The organism is Pseudomonas sp. SDO5271_S396 (assembly GCF_054071795.1).
Genome location: NZ_JBSVWB010000034.1, coordinates 21,243 through 43,570 on the forward strand (window position 1 = coordinate 21,243; position 22,328 = coordinate 43,570).

Consider the following 22,328-nt stretch of genomic DNA (forward strand, 5'->3'; position numbering starts at 1 on the left):
TGGGAGCGATCAATGCGGGGGCTAAATCACGCGGCCATCCCAACCGACCGTCACATGCCCGGGCAATTCGCGCCGATGCTGCAACAACCATGCATCCAGCGTATGCCCCACATGGGTCAGTACGCCCAGGGTCGCGCCCGTTTGCTCAATGCTCTGCAACGCCAGGGTCAGGTCATTGTGGTTACGCGGCGCCTGCGGCTGGGGCGGCATGGAGCAATCCAGCACCAGCACGTCCAGCGGTTCGCGCTGCAACCAGGCCAGGGTGTCAGGTGGCAGGCCGACCGTGTCGGTGAGGTAGGCGATGCGTCGCCCCTCACCTTCCAGCAGGTAACCCAGGGTCGGTTTGGAATGCTGCAACGGCAGCGCCGTGACGCTCAGTTCACCAAACTGCCGTGTTTCAAATTCGCCGAAGGGCTGGCTGAAATCCAGGATGCCCGGGTGTTTGTAGAGGTCGGACAAACCCTCAGGGTCCGCCGGGCCGTGCACCGGAATCACCAGTCCCTGCCCCCAGCGCAGGTGCAACAACCCTTGGGCGTGATCGGCGTGGTAATGGGTCTGGAAAATCCCGTTGAAACTGCGTGGCGGGAAGCGTTCGGTGAGGTCGGGCAGGCCGCTGTCGATGAGCCAGCGCTGGTCGCCGCATTCGATCAACGCACTGCACGGGCGGCGACGCAAGCGATCATCGCTGCGCGCCAGGGCACAGGCTGCACAGTCGCAGCCATACACCGGGACTTGCCGCGCGTCACCGGTGCCGAGCAGCGTCAGGCGCACGCCGATTGCCCGTGTTCAAGGCAGCACAGCAGGCGCTCGACGGTGTGCGCCAGCGGCCCGGAATTGTCCAGTACGAACAGCCCCGCGCCATTGCCGGCGATCAGTTCGGCGGTGAAGCGCGCATTGCGCGCCAGCCGCGCGTCGATGTCCGCCAGCGACTCACGCCCCCGCGCGATCAGGCGCTGGCGCAGCACGGCTTGATCCACCGTCAGCAACAGCACCAGCGCATTCGGATAACGCTCGCGGGTCTGGGCCAGGTGCGCGCGGGAGCCGTTGACCAGCACGTCCTCTCCCGCCGCCAGCCAGTCGTCGATCTCGCGGGGGATCCCGTAGGACAACCCGTTGGCATGCCAACTGAGGGCAAACGCACCCTCGGCCTGCATCACCGCGAATTGTTCCGCGCTCACCCCCTGGGCCGCCTCGCCCACCGCTTCCGCCGAGCGGGTGATTACGCGGCGCACGATGCGGCAACCGCGCTCGGCCAAGCGCGGGCGTGCGGCATCCAGCAGGCTGTCCTTGCCCGAACCCGATGGCCCGATGAGATAGATCAACCTGCCCGCCATCAAAACACCCTCTTCGCTTGTCGCCAGACTTGTTGCACCACCGGCAGCCCTTCGCGGCGCCTGGCTTGTACCAGGTCCGCCCGCAGGCCCACGGCAATTTCACCGCGATCACTCAAGCCGGCGGCGTGTGCCGGCGCCAGGCTGATCATCTTGACTGCCCGCGCCAGGTCGCCACCATCCTGCTGGTCGGCCAGCACGAACGCCGCCTGCAACAGGCTGGCCGGGTAGTAGTCGCTGGAAAGTATATCCAGCAAGCCCTCGGCCGCCAGGCCGGCGGCGGCCACATTACCCGAGTGCGACCCGCCGCGCACCACGTTCGGCGCGCCCATCAGCACTTTCATGTCCAGCGCGTGGCAACCCTTCGCCGCCTCCAGCGTGGTGGGGAATTCGGCGATGGTCATGCCGTAGCGGGCCGACTCTTCGACATGGGCCAGCGTCGCATCGTCGTGGCTGGCCACCGACAGCCCGCGCGCCAGGCAATGCTCGACGATGGCCGCGCGGTAGCGGTCGCTGTACGCCAGGGAATTGGCCTTTTGCAGCACGATGAACGCATCCATGGTTTCGTCGTTCAGGTGGTACTTGCCCATGTAGTACTCACGGTACTTGGATTCGAGTACGAACTGGCGCTGGCCCGGCGAATGGTCCATCACCGACACCAGCCGTACCAACGGGTTTTCCACCAGGTCGCGGAACACACTGAGGGTATCCGGGTGGCACAACTCGCAGCGCAGGTGCAGGTGGTGCTCGGCACGGGTCAAGCCGGCGCCTTCTGCCTGGGCGATGGCATCGAGCATCGCCGGCAGCTTCTTCATGCGGTTGCCCTTGGGGTTCACGTCGCCGATGGATACCGCGTCGAACACGGTGGTGATACCTGCGGCGATGATCTGCGCATCGTGGCTGAGCACCGCCGACGTCGACGGCCAGTCCACGCCGGGGCGTGGGGTCATGTGTTTTTCCAGGTTGTCGGTGTGCAGTTCCACCAGCCCCGGCAACAGGAAATCACCGCCCAGGTCCTGGGCCTGGGGCAATTGGCTGCGGCCCTCGGCGAGGTCGACGATCTTGCCGTCGCGCAGCACCACCGAGCCCAGGAATACACGATCGGCCGTGACAATCTGAGCATTACTGAGGATCTGTTCAGCGGGCATGGGCGTATTCCTCTAGGGCAACAGGCGATGGGGTCATGTCGAAATGGCGGTCGGCGACCGCCTCACGGGCGGCGCGGTCATGGAAGATGCCGATCAGCGCAGCACCGGCGGCCTTGGCTTCATTGATCAGTTCCAGCACCACCTGGCGGTTATGGTCGTCCAGGGAGGCAGTGGGTTCGTCGAGCAGCATCACCGGCCAGGCCACCATGAAACCGCGGGCGATGTTGACGCGCTGTTGCTCGCCGCCGGAGAAAGTGCCCGGCGCCAATTGCCACAGGCGTTGCGGAATGTTGAGACGGGTCAACAGATGCTCGGCACGCGACTGCGCGTTGGCCCGGGACCAGCCACGGGCCAGCGCCGGCTCCATCACCACGTCCAGGCATGCCACGCGGGGGATCACCCGCAGAAACTGGCTGACATAACCCAGCGTCTGTTGGCGTACCTGCAGAATGTCCCGGGGCTCGGCGCCCACCAGTTCCAGCCATTCTCCGGCATGCTGCACACGAATGCTGCCGCCCGCCGGCAGGTAGTTGCCGTACAGGGTGCGCAGCAAGGTGCTTTTGCCCGCGCCGGACTGGCCGTGCAGCACCAGGCATTCACCGCCCTGCACGCTGAAATCCACCCCGCGCAACACATTGAGTACCACGCCGTTCTGCTGGTGCAGGGTGAAGGTTTTCGAGAGGTCACGGACCTCGATCAAGGCATTTGTCATGGCTGCAATACCGAAGACACCAGCAGTTGAGAGTAAGGGTGCTGTGGATCGTCGAGGATCTGGTCGGTGAGCCCGGTTTCCACCACGCGCGAACGTCGCATCACCATCAGGCGGTCAGCCAGCAGGCGCGCCACGGCCAGGTCATGGGTGACGATCACCACCGCCAGGTCCAGCTCACGCACCAGGCCGCGCAGCAGGTCGAGCAAGCGCGCCTGCACCGACACATCCAGGCCGCCGGTGGGTTCGTCCATGAATACCAGGCGTGGGCTGGAGACCAGGTTGCGGGCGATTTGCAGACGCTGCTGCATACCGCCCGAGAAAGTGCGCGGCAAGTCGTCGATGCGCTGCGGGTCGATTTCCACCTGGGCCAGCCAGTCCAGCCCGGCACCGCGCAATTGCTGGTAATTGCGTACGCCCTGGGCCATCAGGCGCTCGCCGATGTTGGCGCCCGCCGACACGCCCATACGCAAACCATCACGGGGGTTCTGCTCGACGAAGCCCCATTCGGTGCGCAACAAGGTGCGGCGTTCGGCTTCGCTGGCGCTGTACAGGTCCAGCCACTCACCGTCCCGGCTGCGGTAGCCGATGCTGCCGGCTTGCGGCGGCAGGCGCCCGCTCAACAGCGAGAGCAAGGTGGATTTACCCGAGCCGGACTCGCCGACGATGCCCAGCACTTCGCCGGGGTACAGGTCGAAGCTGACGCCTTGGCAGCCCTTCTCCGGGCCGTACAACAGCGAGAGGTCACGCACTTGCAGTAGCGGTGCGCCGGCTTTTTGCTTCAAAAGAACATGGTTCATTGGTTGTTCTCCAGAACCCGTTGGGCGCAATACCAGGTGTCGGAACACACGAAACTCTGGGTGCCCGCATCGTCGAGAATCAGCTCATCGAGGAACGATTCATGACTGCCGCAGATGGCGCAGTTGTGTTGCCACTTCTGCACCTCGAACGGGTGGTCTTCAAAGTCGAGACTGATGACTTCGGTGTACGGCGGCACCGCATACAGGCGCTTCTCGCGACCGGCGCCGAACAGCATCAACGCCGGGCTCATGTCGAGTTTCGGGTTGTCGAATTTGGGGATCGGCGACGGGTCCATCACGTAGCGCTCATCGACCATCACCGGGTAGGCGTAGCTGGTGGCGATATGGCCGAAGGTGGCGATGTCTTCGTAGAGCTTGACGTGCATCACCCCGTAATCGTTGAGGGCGTGCATGGTGCGGGTCTCGGTTTCCGATGGTTCGATAAAGCGCAACGGCTCGGGAATCGGCACTTGGTAGACCATGATCTGCCCGGCCTGCAACGGCGTTTCCGGGATACGGTGGCGGGTCTGGATCACCGTCGCCTCCGGCGTGGCTTCGGTGGTGGCAACGCCCGCGGTGCGCGCAAAGAAGCGGCGGATCGACACCGCGTTGGTGGTGTCGTCGGCGCCCTGGTCGATGACCTTGAGCACGTCGTCGGCGCCCAGAATCGCGGCGGTCAATTGCATGCCGCCGGTGCCCCAACCGTAAGGCAGCGGCATCTCGCGACCACCGAACGGCACCTGGTAACCGGGAATCGCCACGGCCTTGAGCAAGGCGCGGCGGATCATGCGTTTGGTCTGCTCGTCGAGGTAGGCGAAGTTGTACGCCGGGTCACGCACCGGTGTCTGGGTCAGGTCATTCATGGCGGGTGCCCTCGGCCGGTTGGCGCAGTTTGCGGATCAGTTCCAGCTCGGACTGGAAGTCCACGTAGTGCGGTAATTTGAGGTGCGAGACAAACCCCGCAGCCTCGACGTTGTCGCAATGGGCCAGCACGAACTCCTCGCGCTGCGCCGGCGACACCACCTCTTCGTTGTATTCGCCGGCACGCAACGAGCGGTCCACCAGCGCCATGCCCATGGCCTTGCGCTCGGCATGCCCGAACGCCAGGCCGTAGCCACGGGTGAACTGCGCCAGCTCGGTGGCCGAGCCCACGAACTGGTTGACCATCTCGCACTCGGTCACTTCGATGCTGCCCAGGCAGATGGGGAAACCCAGCTCTTCGGGGTCGATCCACACCTCCACGTCACCGATGCGGATCTCACCGGCAAACGGGTGGTTGCGGCCATAGCCACGTTGGGTCGAATAGCCCAGCGCCAACAGAAAACCTTCGTCGCCACGGGCCAGCGCTTGCAGGCGCTCGGCGCGACTGGCCGGGTGTTCCAGCGGGTCGCGGGTGATGTCGGCGACGCGGGCGTTGTCGTCGGCTTCGTTTTTGATCAGCCCCTCTTTGGCGAGCAGGCCCAGCACGCGCGGGCAGGCCTCCAGATTCGCTTCGGGCGTGGTCTGCGGGCCGGGGTATTCACCTTCGGCCAGCAGCGAAAAATCCAGCAGCCGATGGGTGTAGTCGAACGTCGGGCCAAGCAGCTGGCCGCCGGGCACGTCCTTGAACGTGGCCGACAGGCGCCGGCTCAACGACATCTGCGCGGTGTCGATCGGCAGGCTCGGGCTGAAGCGCGGCAGCGTGGTGCGGTAAGCGCGCAGCAGGAAGATCGCTTCCACCAGGTCCCCCGCCGCTTGCTTGATGGCCAGTGCGGCGAGTTCTTCGTCGAACAGCGAGCCTTCTGTCATCACCCGCGCAACGGCCAAAGGCAGTTGCTCGCGGATCTGCGTGACGCTGAGTTCCGGAATCGCGGTATCGCCCCGGCGCTTTTTCGCCAGCAGGCGGTGAGCATTGTCGATGGCCTGTTCGCCACCCTTGACGGCTACGTACATCAGGCACGCTCCTCTGCAATGCGGCTGCTGCGCGGCAGGCCGATCAGGTGATGACCGGCGGCAAACAACAGGTCCAGGCCACGGGGGAAGGCTTCGCGACGCTGGCGCTCCAGCCAGAACGCCTGCGGCACCGGCAAGTGCACCTGACGCTGGGCCTTGATGCCCGGGCCGCGCCAGAGCAGGCCGCGCCCGGATTCCAGGTCGGTGAGTTGCACAAGCAGGGTGCAGGACTGATCGGGGTAGCGGTCGTTGCCGTGGTCGAAGCCGCCGAGGTCGAGCAGGTCGTGTTCACCGAGCAGGGCGAATACGGCGTCTTCACGGTTTTCCGTAAACGGGCAACCACAGTGGAACGCCAGGTTGGCGCGAATCAGCGGGGTGTCGAAGCCCGGCGCCAGCCACAACGGCGTGTCCACATCCAGCAGCGCCAGGCACAGCGCATAGGTGGCGGGGGCCAGGCCGTCGAGGCGCGGGGCCGAGGGCAGATGCTGGATCAGGCCCGGCTCGGCCAGGGCATTGAGCGCAGCGCGAAAACCACGCTGGGCGTCCAGCACCGGGTCGACGAAGGCCGGTTGCAACAGTTGCGCATTCATCAGTTTTCTCCTCGCACCAACGTGAAGAACTCGACCTTGGTGGCAGCGGTGTCGGCTTCTTTTTCCGCGCGGCGGGCGGCCTGGGCCTTGGCCAGCGCGGTGATCAAATCGCTGAGCCAAAGGCTCGGCTGCGTGCCTTGCAGGTGGGCGTCGGCCAAGGCGGCCAGCTCGGCGTGGGCCTTGTCCCGCCCGGCCAGATAGCTGTAACCGGTGCGACCATCGGCCAGGCGCACCACGCAGCGGGTCACACTCATTTCGCCGACGTTGAACGGCGCCCCGTTGCCGCCCATGCGGCCACGCACCAGGGTCATGCCGATTTCCGGGGCGCGGATCAGTTGGTAAGCCGCGTCTTTCAACGCCGCTTCGTGAGGTTGCAGCTCACTGAGCCGGGCGCGGGCAAGCACGCCGATCCAGTGTTGACGCGAGGACAAGCTCATCGAGGACTCCATTTCAAGTCACCACTTGGTACTGGAAACGATCCGAACGGCTGGTGGACTGCGCCAGCTCCACCGGGCGGCCATCGCGATCGCAGGAAAGGGTAAAAACGGTGAGGGCCGGCAAGTGCCGAGGCATCATCAGCAGCGCGGCTTCATCACGGTTGGGCAAACGCGCACCGATCAGGCTTTGGGTACGGGTCAACGGCAGGTCACGCTCACGCAGGTAGTGGCGCAACGAGCCGCCGTTGTAGTCGGCCAGCAACGGCGCGCGACTGGCGCAGTAGCGATGGCGGATCAGGCTGACGGGCTGGTGGTCGAGCTTGCGCAGGGTTTGCAGCTCGATCATCGGCGCCATTTCGGCGATGCCCAGGTGCTGGGCCTCGTCACGGCTGGCGTAGCAGTAGCGGCGCTTGAGCAACACCGCCTGCACACCGACACCCTGGGCCGACAGCGATTGGCTGTAGGACGTCTCGGCACCCATCGAGTAGATCAGCGGGCGGTCGAGCACCTGGGTGCCCTTGCCCTGGCGGCGCAACAGGCTGCCTTCGAACACCAATTCGTCGATGGCGCGGCGCAGGGTGTGGCGGTTGACGCCGAAGCGCTCGGCCATGTGCACCTCGCCGGGCAGGAAGTCACCGGCGCTGTAGTTGCTCAGTTCACGGCGCAGAATGTCCGCGAGTTCGCGGTACACCGGCTCATCTTGTCTAGACAACTGCATGTTAAAAAAAAGCGCCTCGCGGGCACCCCTCCGACGTCAGATGAACTGCTTGCGCAGGCGTTGGGACAGCACGTCGATACAGCTCACCACCACGATGATCACCAGCAGCACCGCGCAGGTCTGGACGAACTGGAAGGCGCGGATGTTTTCCCAGAGGATCACCCCGATGCCGCCGGCACCGACCATCCCGACCACGGTGGCCGAGCGCACGTTGGCCTCGAAACGGTACAGCGCGTAGCTCACCCACAGCGGCATCACCTGGGGGATCACGCCGTAGATCACTTCCTGCAAGGCACTGGCGCCGGTCGCTCGTACGCCTTCGACCGGGCCCGGGTCGATGGCTTCGACGGCTTCGACGGCTTCGGCGAACAGCTTGGCGAGGACACCGGTGGTGCTGATCCACAGGGCCAGGACGCCGGCGAAGGGACCGAGGCCGACGGCGACCACGAACAGCATCGCGAACACCATTTCGTTGATGGAGCGGAATGCGTCCATCACCCGGCGCAGGGGTTGGTGGACCCACCAGGGGGTGATGTTGTCGGCGCACAAGATGCCCAGCGGCACCGAGCAGACGATGGCCAACACCGTGCCCCACAGGGCGATCTGCACGGTGACGATCATCTCCTTGAGGTAGGAGCGCCATTCGTGGAAGTCCGGCGGAAAGAAGTCGGCGGCGAAGGTCGCCATGTTTCCGGAGTCGCGGTACAGCGCCAGCGGGTTCATTTCCGCGCCGCGCCAGGCCCAGGCCAGCAGGACCAGGAACAGGCCCCAGCCGAGGTATTGGGGCCAGGTTCTTTTACCCACCGCTTCAGCGTGCAAAGTCGTCATGGATCACTCTCGGTAAGTGTGGGGGGAAGGTTTATGTGGGAGCCGGGCTTGCCCGCAATGGAATCGGCTCGGTTTAACTGTCAGACCGAGTTGCCTGCATCGCGGGCAAGCCCGGCTCCCACAAAAGCCAACTTCCACAGGGGTTAGCCGTTTGCCGCGGTCTTTTTGTCCAGCTCGCTGATACGCTGTTGCAGCTTCGCCAGGTCAGCATCGATGTCGGCGAGCTTCTTGGCCTTGTCTGCCGCTTCCAGATGCTCATCCGCGCTGATGGTGGTGCGCTGCTTGAACAGCTCCAGCTGGCGGATCGGCAACAATTGGTCATCGCTGGACGCCAGGAACTTGCCAAGCTGCATGTTCTTCAGCACCGCCTTCTCTTCATCGGTGTCGCCGTAGTGAGCGAAGAAATCGCGGATCTTGGTCTTCTCGCTGTCGCTGAGTGCCTTGCTCCACACCATCGGGTCAGCGGGGATCAGCGGCGATTTCCAGATCACCTTGAGCATCGCGGCCTTGTCCGGCTGGGTGACTTCCAGGCGGTCCCAGCTTTCGGTGTTGAAGGTGGCGACATCCACCTGCCCCTTGGCCACGCTGAGGGCGTTGACCTCGTGGCTGGAGTTGAGGGTGCGTTTGAAGGCGGTGGCGGCGTCGACGTGGTTCTTGGCGAACACGTAGTAGCCCGGCACCAGGTAGCCCGAGGTGGAGTTCGGGTCACCGTTGCCGAAGGTCAGGTTCTTGGCGTTCTTGAGCATGTCGTCGACGTTGTTGATCGGGCTGTCCTTGCGCACGATCAACACGCTCCAGTAGCCGGCGGCGCCGTTGGCGGCGGCGGTCTGGGCGAAGATCTCGCCGTTGGAGCGGTCCACCGCTTCCATCGCCGCCTTGTTGCCCAGCCAAGCCACGTCGACCTTGTTGAAGCGCATGCCCTGGATCAGGCCGGCATAGTCGGAGGCGAAGGTGGCGTTGACGGTCAGGCCGGTTTTCTTCTGCATGTCATCCAGAAACGGCTGCCAGATGCTCTTGAGGTTCTGCGAGGACTCGGTGGACATGATGCCGAAATTGATCGCTTTGTCCGCAGCAAAGGCATTGCCCATCACGGCGCTGGCCAACAGCGCCGCAGACAAAAACACGTGGCCGATACGGTTCAACATGGAAGGGTTTCCTGTGGGTCGTGAGTAGGGTTTCAAGCGCGCGCCAGGGCCAGCCGTGGCATGGCTTCGGCGCGGCGGGTCTGGTCGGAAAACATCAGGCTGGTGTCCACATCGGCACCGTACAAATCGTTGAGAAACTGGCTGCTCATGGCGCTGCCCTGCCCGTCGAAATGAATCCGGCCACCCTTGAGCGCCACGGCGCGCGGGCAATAACGCATGGCGTAATCGACTTGATGCAGGGTCACCACCACGGTCTTGCCGTCGCGGCGATTGATATCGGCGAGGATCTCCATGACCTTGCGCGCCGACTCTGGATCGAGGGAGGCGATGGGCTCATCGGCCAGGATCACCTCGGCGCGCTGGGTCAACGCGCGGGCAATCGCCACCCGCTGCTGCTGGCCACCGGACAGGGTAGAAGCGCGCTGCCCGGCCAGGTCCGCCAGGCCGACACGGGCCAGGGACTCCAGGGCAAACGCCTTCTCTTCGGCGTTGAACAGGCCGAGGTTGCCGCGCCAGCGCGGCATGCGCCCCAGGCAGCCGAGCAGCACGTTGTCGAGCACGCTCAGGCGGTTGACCAGGTTGAACTGCTGGAAGATGTAGCCGATGTCCGCCCGCAACCGCCGTACCTTGCCGTTCAAGCGCCCGCTGGCCTGCACTTCCCGGCCCAGCACCTTGACGCTGCCGCCATTGCTCTTGTCGCAACAGGCCAGGCCCGCCAAGTGGCGCAGCAACGTGGACTTGCCGGAACCGGAAGCGCCAATCAGCGCGACCATCTCACCCGCGGCAATGGTGAGTTCGAGGTCGACCAGTGCGGATTTCTTCGCAAAGGTCTTGTTCAAGTGATCGACATGGATAGCGTGATTCATGGGCTTCTCTGTCTTGTTTGAACAGCCGTGGGAGGGCTGCGTTTGAGTTCAAACGACAGTAGGCGCGGGAGGTGTCAGTGCTATTACTTGCACATGACTGGAGGGGGTCGGTTGGATGAAGGTTTTGTGAAAGGTTGCAACGCCACCGCAGTCACCAGTGGTGAGCTGGTTTGTTGTAGTGAGCGGGGCTGTTGTGGAGCGGGCTGTTGTGGGAGCGGGCTTGCTCGCGAAGGCGGACTATCAGTTACTGTACTAGCCGTCTGAACCACCGCTTTCGCGGGCAAGCCCGCTCCCACATTTGATCTCCAGTGTTTGAGAGATTGGATTTCAAAGCGCAAAAAAGGCGACCTGTAATAGGTCGCCTTTTTTTATTGCGCGTACTGCTTGCTCAACCCCGGCGGCACGCCCTGCACGTTGGTCTCTTCCCACGGGCCGTTCGGGCTGATGGAGCGGCTCCAGCCGTTGCTCCAGCGGTAGTAGGTGCGCTGGCGGTAGAAGGTGTCGGGCTGTTCGTCGAGCACATACACCTGCATCTTGCCGTCCCAGTGACTGGCGGCGCCCGGCGGTGGGGCGAAGGTCGGTGATTTGGTCGGCACCGGTTTCGGCGCCGGGGTGACCGGGCCTGACGGTTTGGTGCTCGGCTGGGTCGACGGGCCTGACGGCGGGATGGTCGGCCCGGTCGGCCCGGGAGGTGGCCGGTGGACCGCACAAGCGCTCAGGCCGAGTACCAGGCTGAGCAAGGTGATGCGTGCAAATGCGGTCATGGGCGTTTCCTCGGTTTACTTGTCCGGACTGTCGATGGTCAGCGACTGCAACGCAGTGGTGCTGCTGGCCAAGGGTTGGCTGCGGCCGATCCACTCGCCAGTGGTTGGCTGACCGGCCCGGGATATGCGCGCAACCAGTTGGACTTCGGGGAAGTTCGACAGTTTCAACTGCGGCATCATCGCATCGCCGTCGCCCAGCTCGACGGTGATCGGCAGTTCGGCGACCGTCACGCGCTTGACCGCCAGAGGCGCCGGCGGGCCGGAGACGGCGCGGGCGAAGATGAACACGCTGTCGGCAGGCTGGGCCTTGGCCTTCACCTCCGGGGCGAGGTCCACGCGGACTTTCATCACGGCCTTTTGCGCAACATTGCCGCCCGCCGCTTTCAGCTTCTCGGTCGCGCGGTCGATGCCACCCTGCAAGGCGGCACGGGAACCGTCTTTCGGCGGCAGCTGGGCCAGCAGGCGGGTCCAGTAGTCGATGGCCTCTTGATAACGCTGGCCTTCAAAGGCGGCGATACCCAGCAGGCCAAGGCTGGTGACTTCCTTGGGGTCCAGCTTCAAGGCTTCGTCGGTCAGCGCCTGGACCTTGGGCGACCACTGTTTGTTGTCGGCAAAGTACTGCGCCTGGGCCCACTGGCCGAGCAATTCCGGTTGGCGCCCGGCCAACGCCACGGTACGTTCGAACACCTTGGCGGCATCGGCGGAGCGGTCCTGAGCCATGTAGGCGCGACCGAGGAAATACAGGCCCTCCGGCGAGTCCGGCTGGGCAGCGGCTGCGCGCTCCAGGCGGTGGGTCATGTCTTCCATGGACACTGGCGGCCGGGAAAATTCGCGGGTCAGTTCGACCTTGTCGCTGGCGCCAAAATGCAGGTACAGCGCAACACCCAGCACCGGCACCAGAAACGCCGCCAGAAACGGCAACGGTTTGCCCAGGCGCGATTCGCGGGGTTTTTCCACACCTTCGGTGTCGGCCAGCAATTCGCGGGCGGCCTCGGCGCGACCAGTGTCGAGTTGGGCTGCGTTGAGCACGCCTTCGTCCTGCTGCACTTGCAGCTCGGCCACACGCTCCTGATACAGCGCCACGTTCAGCGCAGTGCGGTCCTCTTCACGTTGGGCGCGGCGGTCGCGCAGTACAGGGATCAACAGGAAACTCAGGGCAATCAGAAGCAGCAACCCTGCTGCAAGCCAAAAATCAATCATCAGTCTTGGTGTCCAGCAATTGGTCGAGGCGTTTGCGTTCATCGAGGGAGAGCGCGTCGGAACCATCAGTCGGCGCGGCGCGGCGGCGGCGCACGATCACGGCCATCACCACCACACCGGCCAGCAACAACCCGGCCGGGCCGAACCAGAGCAGCGCGGTCTTGCCGGTAAGGGCCGGTTTGTAGCGCACGAAATCACCGTAGCGGTCGACCATGAAGTCGATGATCTGCTGGTTGTCCTTGCCCTCCCCCAGCATGCGGAAGATCTCTTTGCGCAGGTCGGCGGCGATGGGGGCGTTGGAGTCGGCGATGTCCTGGTTCTGGCACTTGGGGCAGCGCAGTTCCTTGGTCAGGTCGCGGAAACGCTCGCGCTCGGCGTCGTTGGCGAATTCGTAGGTGTCGATGGCGGCGTGGGCGATACCGGCCAAGCCCAGCGCCAGCACCGCAGCGGCTAACAGACGCTTCATGGTTTGGCCTCATCGACCAGGGCCTGGTACTTGGCGGCCAGTTGCTCGCGCCAGACCACTTCGTCGATCACGCCGACGTACTTGTCGCGAATCACGCCCTTGGCATCGACAAAGAAGGTTTCCGGGGCGCCGTACACACCGAGGTTCAGGCCGAGGTTGCCGTCTTCATCACGGATATCCAGCTGGTACGGATTGTGGAATTCGGCCAGCCATTTCAAGGCCGCCGCATTGTCGTCCTTGTAGTTGATGCCGTAGATCACCACGCCCTTCTCGGCGAGCTTGTTCAGCACCGGGTGTTCGACGCGACAGGAAATGCACCAGGTACCCCACACGTTGACCAGCGCCGGCTTGCCCAGCAAGTCGGCCTGGGTCAGGGTTTTGTCGCCCTGCACCGTCGGCAGGCTGAACGCGGGGAATGGCTTGCCGATCATCGCCGACGGCAACTCCGCCGGGTCCAGATACAGCCCGCGATAAAGGAACACCGCCACCACCAGGAATGCCGCCAGCGGCAACACCATCAACCCACGCTTCATACCGCCGCTCCTTGCAGGCCGAGGGCTTCACGCACCCGGCTCTTGACCTTGACCCGATACCGCCGGTCCAGCGCGGCGAGCAATCCGCCAAAACCGGTGAGCAAACCACCGAACCAGATCCAGCGTACAAACGGTTTCACATGCACCCGCACCGCCCACGCGCCGTCCCCCAAAGGCTCACCCAGTGCCACATAGAGGTCACGGGTGAAACCGGCGTCAATCCCGGCTTCGGTCATCATCGAACTCTGCACGGTGTACAGGCGTTTTTCCGGGTGCAGCACCGCCACTTCCTTGCCGTTGCGCACGACACGAACAGTGCCTTTGTCCGACGTGAAATTCGGGCCTTCGAAGTGCTTGGCGCCCTCGAAAATGAAGTGGTAACCGGCCAGGTCCATGGATTCGCCCGGCGCCAGGCGCAGGTCGCGCTCGGCGCTGTTCTGGCTGGACAGCACCACGCCCAGGGCGCACACGGCGATGCCGATGTGGGCGAGCTGCATGCCCCAATAGCTGCGGGTCAGGCTGGGCAGGCCCTTGATCAGGCCTTTGTGGCGGGTCTTGTCGACGATGTCGCGCACACCCGCCAGCAATACCCAGGCAGCGAGCAGGAAGGTGGCCAGCACTGCCCAGTTGAAATCGCCATAAACGATGCCGGCGATCACCGCCAGGGCCACACTGCCCAGCAGCACCGGCATCAGCATGCCCGCGAGCCATTTCACCGGGGTGTCTTTCCAGCGCACTAGCACGCCGACCGCCATCACCACCATCAACAGGCCCATCAACGGGATGAACAACGCGTTGAAGTACGGCGGGCCGACGGACAATTTGGCGCCGCTCAACGCATCCAGCACCAGCGGATACAGGGTGCCAAGCAGGATCATCGAGGCGGCCACCACCAACACCAGGTTATTGCCCAGCAACAGGGTTTCCCGCGACCACAGGTTGAAGCCGACCTGGCTCTTGACCACTGGCGCGCGCAGCGCAAACAGCGTCAGGGAGCCACCGACCACAAACAGCAGGAAGATCAGGATGAACACGCCGCGCTCGGGGTCGGAGGCAAACGCGTGCACCGACGTCAAAACACCCGAACGCACCAGGAAGGTACCCAACAAGCTGAGGGAAAACGCCGCGATGGCCAGCAACACGGTCCAGCTCTTGAACACGCCGCGTTTTTCGGTGACGGCCAGGGAGTGAATCAGCGCGGTGCCCACCAGCCAGGGCATGAACGAGGCGTTTTCCACCGGGTCCCAGAACCACCAGCCGCCCCAGCCGAGTTCGTAATAAGCCCACCATGAACCCAGGGTGATGCCGATGCCGAGAAAGGCCCAGGCGACGATGGTCCAGGGCCGCGACCAGCGCGCCCAGGCTGCATCGAGACGCCCGCCGAGCAAGGCGGCGATGGCGAAGGCGAAGGCCACGGAGAAACCGACGTAGCCCATATAAAGCATCGGCGGGTGCACGATCAGGCCGATGTCTTGCAGCAATGGGTTCAGGTCGTGGCCGTCCACCGGGATCTGCGGCAGGATGCGATTGAACGGGTTGGAGGTCATGATCAGGAACAGCAGGAAGCCGATGCTGATCATGCCCATCACGGCCAGCACGCGGGCCAGCATGATCTGTGGCAACTGCCGCGAAAACACCGACACGGCGAAGGTCCAGCCGCCGAGGATCAACGCCCACAGCAGCAACGAACCTTCGTGGGCCCCCCACACCGCGCTGAATTTGTAGTACCACGGCAGCGCACTGTTGGAGTTATTGGCGACATAAGCGACGGAAAAGTCGTCGGTCATGAAGGCGTAGGTCAGGCAGCCGAAGGCGAACAGCAGAAACGCAAACTGGCCCCAGGCCGCCGGCTGCGCGAGGCTCATCCACAAGCGGTCGCCGCGCCAGGCGCCGAGCAGCGGCACCACGGCCTGCACCACGGCGAAACACAGGGCGAGGATCATCGCCAACTGGCCCAGCTCCGGAATAAACAGTACGGATGTCATGGCTTAGCCCTCCTTGGCTGGGGCGGCGGGTGCGGGCTGACCACTGTCTTTGAGAGCCTTGGTCACTTCCGGCGGCATGTATTTCTCGTCGTGCTTGGCCAGCACTTCGTCGGCCACCACCACACCGTCGGCGTTGAGCTTGCCCAGGGCGACGATGCCCTGGCCTTCGCGGAACAGGTCCGGGAGGATGCCGCGGTAGGTGATGGTCACGGCCTTGTTGAAGTCGGTGACCACAAAGGTCACGTCGAGGGAGTCGGAAGAGCGCTTGAGCGAGCCCTTCTCCACCATGCCGCCGGCGCGGATGCGCGTGTCCTGCGGTGCTTCGCCGTTGGCGATCTGGGTCGGGGTGTAGAACAGGTTGATGTTCTGCTGCAGGGCGCTCAAGGCCAGGGCAACGGCAATGCCGACACCGGCCAGAATCGCCAGGATGATCAACAGACGCTTTCTACGCAGCGGATTCACTTTTCGCTCTCCCGGCGCAAACGACGCGCCTCTTGTTGCAGGTAACGCTTGCGGGCCAGGATCGGCGCGGCGACGTTAAGGGCCAGTACGGTCAGGCAGATGCCATAGGCCGTCCAGACGTAAAGGCCGTGGTGGCCCATGGCGAGAAAATCACTGAAAGACGCAAAACTCATGCACGGGCTCCCAGGCAGGCTTGCACTTCGGCCTTGACCCAACTGGCGCGGGCTTCACGCTTGAGCACTTCAAGGCGCATGCGCATCAGCAGCACCGCGCCGAAGAAGCAGTAGAACCCCAGCACCATCAGCAGCAGCGGCGCCCACATTTCCACGGGCATCGCCGGCTTTTCGGTGAGGGTGAAGGTGGCGCCCTGGTGCAGGGTGTTCCACCACTCCACCGAGTATTTGATGATTGGAATGTTGATCACGCCAACGATGGCCAGCACCGCGCAGGCCTTGGCGGCGCTGTCACGATTGCTGATGGCGTTGCCCAGAGCAATCAGACCGAAGTACAGGAACAACAGAATCAACATCGACGTGAGCCGCGCATCCCACACCCACCACGAGCCCCAGGTGGGTTTGCCCCAGATCGCACCGGTGACCAGCGCCACGGCGGTCATCCAGGCACCGATGGGCGCGGCGCATTGCAAGGCCACGTCCGCGAGTTTCATCTTCCACACCAGGCCGACAACGCCGCACACGGCCAGCATCACGTAGCAGGATTGGGCCAGCATGGCGGCGGGCACGTGGATATAAATGATGCGAAAGCTGTTGCCTTGCTGGTAGTCCGGCGGTGCGAAGGCCAGGCCCCAGACCAGGCCGATACCGATCAGCAGGAGAGCGAAGAGGCTCAGCCACGGCAGCAGTTTGCCGCTGATGCCATAAAACCATTTGGGCGAGCCGAGCTTGTGAAACCAGGTCCAGTTCATTGCTGTTTCCATCACGGTGGCTTCCCATCGTTGCGGGAAGCTCAGGGTCTTTACTGATCAAGACAACGTTTGATCAGACCTCATTATTCACCGACGCTGATCTTCAGGCCGGCCGCTATAGCAAAGGGTGTCAGGGTTACCGCCAGGGCGGTCAGGCTGCCAAGCCACAGGAGATAACCGCTCGCCGGCATGCCCATGAGCGCGGCCTGCAAGGCACCGCTGCCCAGGATCAAAACCGGGATATACAAAGGCAGAATCAGCAGGGCCAGCAACAGGCCGCCCCGCTTCAAACCGACGGTCAACGCTGCGCCCACCGCCCCCAACAGGCTGAGCACCGGCGTACCGAGCAACAAGGATAGAAGCAATACCGGCAGGCATTCGACGGGCAAGCCCAGCATCATCGCCAGCAGTGGCGAAAGCAAGACTAGCGCCAAGCCGGAAAAAACCCAGTGTGCCAGCACCTTGGCCAGCACCAGAAGTGGCAAAGGGTGCGACGAAAGGACCCACTGTTCCAGGGAGCCGTCTTCGAAATCACTGCGAAACAGCCCGTCCAGCGAGAGCAACACCGATAGAAGCGCGGCCACCCATAGCAGCCCCGGAGACAAGGTTTGCAACAGTTTAGTCTCGGGGCCGACGGCCAGCGGGAACAGCGCGATGACAATCGCGAAGAACACCAGCGGGTTGGCCAGTTCGGCGGGACGACGGCACAGCAAGCGCGCTTCGCGGGCGACCAACAGGGCAAATACACTCATGCCGACCACCGTCCCAGGTCCAGCTCGCGATAACCGGCAGGCAGGCGATTCAGGGTGTGGTGGGTGGTCAGTACGACTGAACCGCCCTGCTCGCAATGCCGGGCCAAATGGTCTTCCAGCTGGGCGACGCCCTGTTTGTCGAGGGCGGTGAAGGGTTCGTCGAGAATCCACAGCGGCGGGCCCGGCAGGTACAGGCGCGCCAGGGCCACACGGCGCTGTTGGCCAGCGGATAGGGTGTGACAGGGAACGTCCTCGAACCCCTTGAGGCCCACGGCGGCCAGGGCCAGCCAGATGGCGTCGCGGGAAGCCGGATGATGCAGGGCGCTGAGCCAGCTGAGGTTTTCTTCGGCGGTGAGCACGTCCTTGATGCCGGCGGCGTGGCCGATCCAGATCAGGTTGCGGGCCAGCTCGGTGCGTTGTTCGTGCAGGGGGTTGCCGTTGAGACGAATGTCGCCGGCCGTCGGTTGCATCAACCCGGCCAGCAGACGCAGCAAACTGGTCTTGCCGCTGCCGTTGGGACCACTGACCTGCACCATGTCGCCACCCGCCAGGCGCAGGTCGAGGTGTTCGAACAACAGACGCAGGTCGCGCTCACAGGAGAGCGCTACGGCTTCTAGAAGAGGGCTGGTCAAGAGATCGCGGGCCTTTACGGTTCAAGTCGGCGGTGCAGCGGCCGTTAAAGAGAAAAGCACAATAACGCCTTTGGCGACCGATTTTAGAGAGCTGGATCAAATAGTTGTGTGGTTTTTAGCGCTCTCTTTGCAGACGGGCCGCATTATACATGCGATGCCCTACTCTAAAGAGGGCAATTTCCCATGAGACGGCGTGCACGATGACCGGTGAAATCAACCTTCCGACGCTTCCACCCACCCCGGCGGCCGGGCCCAGCCCAGCGCCTGCGACTGGCGAGCTGCTGAAACTGCTGGAGCCGCAGTTAGGCCTGATCGACCCCGGGAAAACCGCGAACGCCGAAGTCATCGCCCTGAAACAGGGCGGTGAAGCCTTTCAGCTGTTGCTCAAGCTGACCCTCGAAGGCGGTCGCCAGACCCTGGTGCAGGCGAGCAGCCCCCAGCCGCTGCCGTTGGGCAGCAATGTGGCGGTAAGCCAGACGCCGGCGGGCAACCTTACCCTCAGCCTGCAACAGGCGCTGAGCGCCAATGTCGCCGCCCTCACCCGCATCGACACCGCCCAAATGCCGGTGGGCACGCTGCTGCAAGCCAAGGTGCTGACCACCCAGATGCTGCCCCAGGGCACGGCGCAACCGGCGATCTATCGCTCGCTGGTCACCGTGCTCAACAACGTGCTGGCTGGCGCCACCCTGACCGTGGAAAGCCCGCAACCGTTGCGGGTGGGCAGTTTGCTCAGCGCTGTGGTGCAAAACGCGCAGACCCTCAACTTCGTCCCCTTGAGCGGGCTCAAGGATCAACTGGCGGTGGCCCAGCAACTGTCTACCCAGCAAAGCCGTCAGGGCTCGCTGGACGTGGTCTTCACTGCCCTGCAGAACCTGCCGCCGCCCAGCGACACCGGCAGCGGCAGCAACCTTTCCGCCGACCTGCGCGCCGCCGCCGAACGCTTGCTTGCGGCCTTGCCCGACCTCGCCCAGGTGAGCAACCCTAAAGTACTGGCGCAGGTGATCCAGAACAGCGGGGCCTTTCTGGAAGCCAAGCTCTTGGCCGGGCAAAACCCGCAGATACCGCCACTGGACATGAAAGGCGCCCTGCTGCGCCTGGTCGCCGATTTACTGCCGGCGCTGCCCGCCAGCACCAATATCAGCGCGATTCTGGCTGCCAACACCCTGGCCCAGGTACTGCCGAATTTTGTGCGCAGCCCGTTGAATACCCTCGGCCAGGTCAGCGCCCGGCAGTTGCCCACCAGCTTTCCGCTGCCTGAACGGCTGATGGCCAAGCTGGAAGGCGAAGGTGACCTGGAAAACCTGCTGCGCCTGGCCGCCGGCGCAATTTCGCGCTTGCAGAGCCATCAGTTGTCGAGCCTGGAGCAGACCGGCACCACCGCCGATGGCCGTGTGCAAACCACCTGGCAGTTGGAAATTCCCATGCGCACCCTGCAAGACATCGTGCCCCTGCAGGTCAAGTTCCAGCGTGAAGAGCCGGCGCCGGACAAAGACCCGTCCGAGCGCAAGGACAAGAAAGACCCCAAGCAGATGCTCTGGCGGGTGGAACTGGCGTTTGACATGGAGCCGCTGGGCCCCTTGCAGGTTCAGGCGCAATTGAACCAGGGCAAGCTGTCGAGCCAGTTGTGGGCGGCGCGGGCGTTCACCGCCAGCCTGATCGAAAGCCACTTGGGCAACTTGCGCGAGCGGCTGGTGACGTCGGGCATCAACGTGGGCGACCTGGATTGCCACCTGGGCACGCCGCCACGCGGACCGAAAACCGGATTGGAGCAACGCTGGGTGGATGAAACCGCATGAAGAACCCAACCCCGCCACGCCAGGCGATTGCCCTCAAGTACGACGGCCAGCAAGCCCCGACCCTGACCGCCAAGGGCGATGACGCCCTGGCCGAAGCCATTCTGAAACTGGCGCGGGAAAATGAAGTACCGATCTATGAGAATGCCGAGCTGGTGAAGCTGCTGGCGCGCATGGAACTGGGGGATAGCATCCCCGAGGAGTTGTACCGCACGATTGCCGAAATCATTGCGTTTGCCTGGACCCTGAAAGGCAAGTTCCCGGTGGGGTATGACCCGGACGCAGGGCCGGTGGAACGGGATGTGACCGAGCGTGGCGATGATTACTGAGTAGCCCAAGCCATGGCTCGACAACTCCCACAGGGGATGGCACTGACTGGAAAAAATAGAGAACCCATGTGGGAGCGGGCTTGCTCGCGAATGCAGTGGGTAAGTTGATGCATGTTTCGACTGACACACCGCCTTCGCGAGCAAGCCCGCTCCCACACAAAACCACCCCACAAAGAACGCTGATGACGCAGAGCGTCAGTTGAGGACTTCACTCAGGGGGATGAAATTGACCCGGTCGCCCATCGCCAGCGTCGTACCTTCCAACACCTCTACGAACCCTTCCGCCCACGCCGCGCTGCGCAGCACGCCGGAGCTCTGGTTGCGGTAGATGATCGCCCTGCCTTGTTCGATACGCCCGCGCAGGTATTCACGGCGGTTGCCCGGCTTGGGCCACTCGAAGCCCACGGGCACGTCGAAGCGCAGTGGCTCGACATCCTGCACACCTTGGCGGCGCAGCAGATAGGGCCGTGCGAGCAATGCGAACGTCACCAGCGTCGACGCCGGGTTGCCCGGCAGGCCGATCACCGGCACACCTCGGAAGTGGCCGAAGGTCAACGGTTTACCCGGCTTGATCGCCAGTTTCCACAGCGCCAGTTCACCCTCTTCGCGCAGGGCGATCCCCAGGAAGTCGGCCTCGCCAACCGACACGCCACCGGTGGACAGGATCAAGTCCACCGCCCCCAGACCCGCCAGGCGCGCGCGGGTCTGTTCCAGGTCGTCGGGCAGGATGCCGGCGTCGATCACTTCGCAGCCCATACGCTCAAGCCAGGTGCACAGCACACGGCGGTTGCTGTTGTAGATCTGGCCGGGGCCGAGGGGCAGGCCCGGCTCGATCAGTTCGTCGCCGGTGGAAAGTACTGCCACACGCGGGCGGCGTATCACGTTGAGACGGTCGTGGCCGAGGGAGGCGGCCAGGCCGAGTTCGATCGGCCCCAGGCGCGTACCGGCCACCAGCACCAACTCACCGACGGTGGTTTCCTGGCCCTGGGGCCGGATGTTCTGGTCAACCTGCAAAGGCTCGGTGAAGCTCACACGCTCATCGGCGTGGACCACGGCGTTTTCCTGCATTTCCACGCAGTCGGCCCCTTCCGGGACCGGCGCGCCGGTGAAGATGCGTGCACAGGTGCCGGCGGCCAGCGGCTGGGGCGCCTGGCCGGCAAAAATGCGCTGGCTGACCACCAGCGGCTCGCCGTTCCAATCCGACAGGCGCAGTGCGTAGCCGTCCATGGCGCTGTTGGGCCAGGGTGGCAGGTCGAGGGTGGAAACCAGGTCCTGGGCCAGCACGCGACCATCGCACTCAGCCAAGGGCAAGGTGGCCTGTTCGCGGATCGGCACGGCATCGGCCATGGCCAACAGCTGTTGCAGGGCGTCTTCTACCGGCATCAGCGTACCGGTCTTGCCAGGCTTACCCACGGGATTCACAAGGCTCTGCCTGTTTGAGGTGCGGGACGAAATTGCACGGGCGGTGACGGTTGTCCAGTTGCTCACCGAGGATGCCGTCCCAACCAGTGCGCACGGCATTGGTGGAGCCCGGCAAGCAGCACACCAGCGTGCCATTGGCCAGGCCGGCCAGGGCGCGGGATTGCACGGTGGAGGTGCCGATATCGGCCACGGATATCTGGCGGAACAGCTCGCCAAAACCGTCGACCTGTTTGTCCAGCAGGCAGCTCACGGCTTCAGGTGTGCTGTCGCGGCCAGTAAAGCCGGTGCCGCCGGTGATCAATACTACCTGCACCACGTCTTCGGCGATCCAGTGGGCCACTTGGGCGCGGATCTTGTAGAGGTCGTCCTTGAGCAGCACACGCTCGGCCAGACGGTGGCCGGCGGCGGTCAGGCGGTCGACGAAGACCTGGCCCGAAGTGTCGGTCTCCAGGGTGCGGGTGTCGCTCACGGTCAAAACAGCAATATTCAAGGGTACGAAGGGCGCATCAGCCTTGGCTTTCATGGCACGGTCCGGTTGTCGTAGGAACAGCCCGATGTTAT

Annotated in this window: 27 protein-coding genes; 2 read left to right on the forward strand and 25 right to left on the reverse strand. The window is 64.0% G+C overall.

The features are described 5' to 3' along the window. Nucleotides 1–21: 21 nt before the first annotated feature. The 23 genes from phnP to ccmA all read right to left on the reverse strand — a co-directional run bounded on the left by phnP (nucleotide 22) and on the right by ccmA (nucleotide 18,223). A complete protein-coding gene (gene phnP, locus ACW9IN_RS21010) occupies nucleotides 22–771 on the reverse strand; it encodes a phosphonate metabolism protein PhnP (RefSeq protein WP_457367615.1) in 750 nt (249 codons plus the stop codon). Beyond that, nucleotides 762–1,334, reverse strand: coding sequence for a phosphonate metabolism protein/1,5-bisphosphokinase (PRPP-forming) PhnN (phnN, locus tag ACW9IN_RS21015; protein ID WP_457367616.1), 573 nt, complete (start codon nucleotides 1,332–1,334; stop codon nucleotides 762–764). The genes phnP and phnN overlap by 10 nt, the downstream gene beginning before the upstream one ends. After that, nucleotides 1,334–2,479, reverse strand: coding sequence for an alpha-D-ribose 1-methylphosphonate 5-triphosphate diphosphatase (locus tag ACW9IN_RS21020; protein ID WP_457367617.1), 1,146 nt, complete (start codon nucleotides 2,477–2,479; stop codon nucleotides 1,334–1,336). The genes phnN and ACW9IN_RS21020 overlap by 1 nt, the downstream gene beginning before the upstream one ends. Then, the gene (phnL, locus tag ACW9IN_RS21025) at nucleotides 2,469–3,191 is read right to left on the reverse strand and encodes a phosphonate C-P lyase system protein PhnL (protein WP_457367618.1); all 723 of its coding nucleotides are present in this window, start codon (nucleotides 3,189–3,191) and stop codon (nucleotides 2,469–2,471) included. Before phnL ends, ACW9IN_RS21020 begins: the two co-directional genes overlap by 11 nt. After that, the gene (phnK, locus tag ACW9IN_RS21030; RefSeq protein WP_457367619.1) at nucleotides 3,188–3,988 is read right to left on the reverse strand and encodes a phosphonate C-P lyase system protein PhnK; all 801 of its coding nucleotides are present in this window, start codon (nucleotides 3,986–3,988) and stop codon (nucleotides 3,188–3,190) included. Before phnK ends, phnL begins: the two co-directional genes overlap by 4 nt. After that, the gene (locus ACW9IN_RS21035) at nucleotides 3,985–4,851 is read right to left on the reverse strand and encodes an alpha-D-ribose 1-methylphosphonate 5-phosphate C-P-lyase PhnJ (RefSeq protein ID WP_457367620.1); all 867 of its coding nucleotides are present in this window, start codon (nucleotides 4,849–4,851) and stop codon (nucleotides 3,985–3,987) included. The genes phnK and ACW9IN_RS21035 overlap by 4 nt, the downstream gene beginning before the upstream one ends. Beyond that, the gene (locus ACW9IN_RS21040; protein WP_457367621.1) at nucleotides 4,844–5,920 is read right to left on the reverse strand and encodes a carbon-phosphorus lyase complex subunit PhnI; all 1,077 of its coding nucleotides are present in this window, start codon (nucleotides 5,918–5,920) and stop codon (nucleotides 4,844–4,846) included. The genes ACW9IN_RS21035 and ACW9IN_RS21040 overlap by 8 nt, the downstream gene beginning before the upstream one ends. Further along, nucleotides 5,920–6,510 (reverse strand): phosphonate C-P lyase system protein PhnH, encoded by a 591-nt coding sequence (gene phnH / locus ACW9IN_RS21045; RefSeq protein WP_457367622.1) that lies wholly within the window; start codon nucleotides 6,508–6,510, stop codon nucleotides 5,920–5,922. Before phnH ends, ACW9IN_RS21040 begins: the two co-directional genes overlap by 1 nt. Further along, nucleotides 6,510–6,947, reverse strand: a complete 438-nt coding sequence (gene phnG / locus ACW9IN_RS21050; protein ID WP_457367623.1) for a phosphonate C-P lyase system protein PhnG — start codon at nucleotides 6,945–6,947, stop codon at nucleotides 6,510–6,512. Before phnG ends, phnH begins: the two co-directional genes overlap by 1 nt. A 13-nt stretch (nucleotides 6,948–6,960) precedes the next feature. Beyond that, nucleotides 6,961–7,665, reverse strand: coding sequence for a phosphonate metabolism transcriptional regulator PhnF (gene phnF / locus ACW9IN_RS21055; RefSeq protein WP_457367624.1), 705 nt, complete (start codon nucleotides 7,663–7,665; stop codon nucleotides 6,961–6,963). 36 nt (nucleotides 7,666–7,701) lie between these two features. Continuing rightward, entirely contained in the window at nucleotides 7,702–8,493 is a 792-nt protein-coding gene (gene phnE / locus ACW9IN_RS21060) for a phosphonate ABC transporter, permease protein PhnE (protein WP_457367625.1), read from the reverse strand. 143 nt (nucleotides 8,494–8,636) lie between these two features. Further along, entirely contained in the window at nucleotides 8,637–9,638 is a 1,002-nt protein-coding gene (phnD, locus tag ACW9IN_RS21065) for a phosphonate ABC transporter substrate-binding protein (protein WP_457367626.1), read from the reverse strand. Nucleotides 9,639–9,670: 32 nt separating this feature from the next. Continuing rightward, a complete protein-coding gene (phnC, locus tag ACW9IN_RS21070; RefSeq protein WP_457367627.1) occupies nucleotides 9,671–10,504 on the reverse strand; it encodes a phosphonate ABC transporter ATP-binding protein in 834 nt (277 codons plus the stop codon). A 368-nt stretch (nucleotides 10,505–10,872) separates the two neighbouring features. Further along, nucleotides 10,873–11,268 (reverse strand): hypothetical protein, encoded by a 396-nt coding sequence (locus ACW9IN_RS21075; RefSeq protein WP_457367628.1) that lies wholly within the window; start codon nucleotides 11,266–11,268, stop codon nucleotides 10,873–10,875. 15 nt (nucleotides 11,269–11,283) lie between these two features. Beyond that, nucleotides 11,284–12,468 (reverse strand): c-type cytochrome biogenesis protein CcmI, encoded by a 1,185-nt coding sequence (gene ccmI, locus ACW9IN_RS21080; RefSeq protein WP_457367629.1) that lies wholly within the window; start codon nucleotides 12,466–12,468, stop codon nucleotides 11,284–11,286. After that, on the reverse strand, nucleotides 12,461–12,934 hold the full coding sequence (locus ACW9IN_RS21085; protein WP_457367630.1) for a cytochrome c-type biogenesis protein: 474 nt from the start codon (nucleotides 12,932–12,934) through the stop codon (nucleotides 12,461–12,463). Before ACW9IN_RS21085 ends, ccmI begins: the two co-directional genes overlap by 8 nt. After that, complete coding sequence (locus tag ACW9IN_RS21090) at nucleotides 12,931–13,467, reverse strand: DsbE family thiol:disulfide interchange protein (protein ID WP_457367631.1); 537 nt, start codon at nucleotides 13,465–13,467, stop codon at nucleotides 12,931–12,933. Before ACW9IN_RS21090 ends, ACW9IN_RS21085 begins: the two co-directional genes overlap by 4 nt. Beyond that, nucleotides 13,464–15,452 (reverse strand): heme lyase CcmF/NrfE family subunit, encoded by a 1,989-nt coding sequence (locus ACW9IN_RS21095; RefSeq protein ID WP_457367632.1) that lies wholly within the window; start codon nucleotides 15,450–15,452, stop codon nucleotides 13,464–13,466. The genes ACW9IN_RS21090 and ACW9IN_RS21095 overlap by 4 nt, the downstream gene beginning before the upstream one ends. A 3-nt stretch (nucleotides 15,453–15,455) precedes the next feature. Continuing rightward, on the reverse strand, nucleotides 15,456–15,914 hold the full coding sequence (gene ccmE / locus ACW9IN_RS21100; protein ID WP_457367633.1) for a cytochrome c maturation protein CcmE: 459 nt from the start codon (nucleotides 15,912–15,914) through the stop codon (nucleotides 15,456–15,458). After that, nucleotides 15,911–16,087, reverse strand: coding sequence for a heme exporter protein CcmD (gene ccmD, locus ACW9IN_RS21105; RefSeq protein ID WP_457367634.1), 177 nt, complete (start codon nucleotides 16,085–16,087; stop codon nucleotides 15,911–15,913). The genes ccmE and ccmD overlap by 4 nt, the downstream gene beginning before the upstream one ends. Next, the gene (locus ACW9IN_RS21110) at nucleotides 16,084–16,839 is read right to left on the reverse strand and encodes a heme ABC transporter permease (protein WP_457367635.1); all 756 of its coding nucleotides are present in this window, start codon (nucleotides 16,837–16,839) and stop codon (nucleotides 16,084–16,086) included. The genes ccmD and ACW9IN_RS21110 overlap by 4 nt, the downstream gene beginning before the upstream one ends. Nucleotides 16,840–16,922: 83 nt before the next feature. Beyond that, a complete protein-coding gene (gene ccmB, locus ACW9IN_RS21115) occupies nucleotides 16,923–17,591 on the reverse strand; it encodes a heme exporter protein CcmB (protein ID WP_457367636.1) in 669 nt (222 codons plus the stop codon). After that, nucleotides 17,588–18,223, reverse strand: coding sequence for a cytochrome c biogenesis heme-transporting ATPase CcmA (ccmA, locus tag ACW9IN_RS21120; RefSeq protein WP_457367637.1), 636 nt, complete (start codon nucleotides 18,221–18,223; stop codon nucleotides 17,588–17,590). The genes ccmB and ccmA overlap by 4 nt, the downstream gene beginning before the upstream one ends. Nucleotides 18,224–18,423: 200 nt before the next feature. Here ccmA and fliK point away from each other — a divergent pair, with 200 nt between their 5' ends. Further along, nucleotides 18,424–20,019 carry a flagellar hook-length control protein FliK gene (fliK, locus tag ACW9IN_RS21125; protein WP_457367638.1) on the forward strand — a complete coding sequence of 532 codons (1,596 nt, stop codon included), beginning with the start codon at nucleotides 18,424–18,426 and terminating at the stop codon, nucleotides 20,017–20,019. Then, nucleotides 20,016–20,345: an EscU/YscU/HrcU family type III secretion system export apparatus switch protein gene (locus tag ACW9IN_RS21130; protein WP_010211799.1), complete on the forward strand. Its 330-nt coding sequence runs from the start codon at nucleotides 20,016–20,018 to the stop codon at nucleotides 20,343–20,345. Before fliK ends, ACW9IN_RS21130 begins: the two co-directional genes overlap by 4 nt. Before the next feature lie 195 nt (nucleotides 20,346–20,540). On the opposite strand, the gene ACW9IN_RS21135 is transcribed toward ACW9IN_RS21130, so the two are convergent. Then, the gene (locus ACW9IN_RS21135) at nucleotides 20,541–21,767 is read right to left on the reverse strand and encodes a molybdopterin molybdotransferase MoeA (protein WP_457367639.1); all 1,227 of its coding nucleotides are present in this window, start codon (nucleotides 21,765–21,767) and stop codon (nucleotides 20,541–20,543) included. Beyond that, the gene (moaB, locus tag ACW9IN_RS21140) at nucleotides 21,751–22,290 is read right to left on the reverse strand and encodes a molybdenum cofactor biosynthesis protein B (protein ID WP_457367640.1); all 540 of its coding nucleotides are present in this window, start codon (nucleotides 22,288–22,290) and stop codon (nucleotides 21,751–21,753) included. The genes ACW9IN_RS21135 and moaB overlap by 17 nt, the downstream gene beginning before the upstream one ends. Nucleotides 22,291–22,328: the final 38 nt, after the last annotated feature.

Bases quoted from the DNA above. Each gene is read 5' to 3' on its own strand.
- phnG (WP_457367623.1), bottom strand. From the start codon at position 6,947: ATGAGCTTGTCCTCGCGTCAACACTGGATCGGCGTGCTTGCCCGCGCC.
- ACW9IN_RS21110 (WP_457367635.1), bottom strand. From the start codon at position 16,839: ATGAACTGGACCTGGTTTCACAAGCTCGGCTCGCCCAAATGGTTTTAT.
- phnE (WP_457367625.1), bottom strand. From the start codon at position 8,493: ATGACGACTTTGCACGCTGAAGCGGTGGGTAAAAGAACCTGGCCCCAA.
- ccmI (WP_457367629.1), bottom strand. From the start codon at position 12,468: ATGATTGATTTTTGGCTTGCAGCAGGGTTGCTGCTTCTGATTGCCCTG.
- ACW9IN_RS21020 (WP_457367617.1), bottom strand. From the start codon at position 2,479: ATGCCCGCTGAACAGATCCTCAGTAATGCTCAGATTGTCACGGCCGAT.
- phnK (WP_457367619.1), bottom strand. From the start codon at position 3,988: ATGAACCATGTTCTTTTGAAGCAAAAAGCCGGCGCACCGCTACTGCAA.
- phnC (WP_457367627.1), bottom strand. From the start codon at position 10,504: ATGAATCACGCTATCCATGTCGATCACTTGAACAAGACCTTTGCGAAG.
- moaB (WP_457367640.1), bottom strand. From the start codon at position 22,290: ATGAAAGCCAAGGCTGATGCGCCCTTCGTACCCTTGAATATTGCTGTT.
- ACW9IN_RS21035 (WP_457367620.1), bottom strand. From the start codon at position 4,851: ATGAATGACCTGACCCAGACACCGGTGCGTGACCCGGCGTACAACTTC.
- phnF (WP_457367624.1), bottom strand. From the start codon at position 7,665: ATGCAGTTGTCTAGACAAGATGAGCCGGTGTACCGCGAACTCGCGGAC.
- phnH (WP_457367622.1), bottom strand. From the start codon at position 6,510: ATGAATGCGCAACTGTTGCAACCGGCCTTCGTCGACCCGGTGCTGGAC.
- phnD (WP_457367626.1), bottom strand. From the start codon at position 9,638: ATGTTGAACCGTATCGGCCACGTGTTTTTGTCTGCGGCGCTGTTGGCC.
- ccmD (WP_457367634.1), bottom strand. From the start codon at position 16,087: ATGAGTTTTGCGTCTTTCAGTGATTTTCTCGCCATGGGCCACCACGGC.
- ACW9IN_RS21095 (WP_457367632.1), bottom strand. From the start codon at position 15,452: ATGACATCCGTACTGTTTATTCCGGAGCTGGGCCAGTTGGCGATGATC.
- ACW9IN_RS21040 (WP_457367621.1), bottom strand. From the start codon at position 5,920: ATGTACGTAGCCGTCAAGGGTGGCGAACAGGCCATCGACAATGCTCAC.
- phnN (WP_457367616.1), bottom strand. From the start codon at position 1,334: ATGGCGGGCAGGTTGATCTATCTCATCGGGCCATCGGGTTCGGGCAAG.
- ACW9IN_RS21090 (WP_457367631.1), bottom strand. From the start codon at position 13,467: ATGAAGCGTGGGTTGATGGTGTTGCCGCTGGCGGCATTCCTGGTGGTG.
- fliK (WP_457367638.1), top strand. From the start codon at position 18,424: ATGACCGGTGAAATCAACCTTCCGACGCTTCCACCCACCCCGGCGGCC.
- ACW9IN_RS21085 (WP_457367630.1), bottom strand. From the start codon at position 12,934: ATGAAGCGTCTGTTAGCCGCTGCGGTGCTGGCGCTGGGCTTGGCCGGT.
- ccmB (WP_457367636.1), bottom strand. From the start codon at position 17,591: ATGAGTGTATTTGCCCTGTTGGTCGCCCGCGAAGCGCGCTTGCTGTGC.
- phnL (WP_457367618.1), bottom strand. From the start codon at position 3,191: ATGACAAATGCCTTGATCGAGGTCCGTGACCTCTCGAAAACCTTCACC.
- ACW9IN_RS21075 (WP_457367628.1), bottom strand. From the start codon at position 11,268: ATGACCGCATTTGCACGCATCACCTTGCTCAGCCTGGTACTCGGCCTG.
- ACW9IN_RS21130 (WP_010211799.1), top strand. From the start codon at position 20,016: ATGAAGAACCCAACCCCGCCACGCCAGGCGATTGCCCTCAAGTACGAC.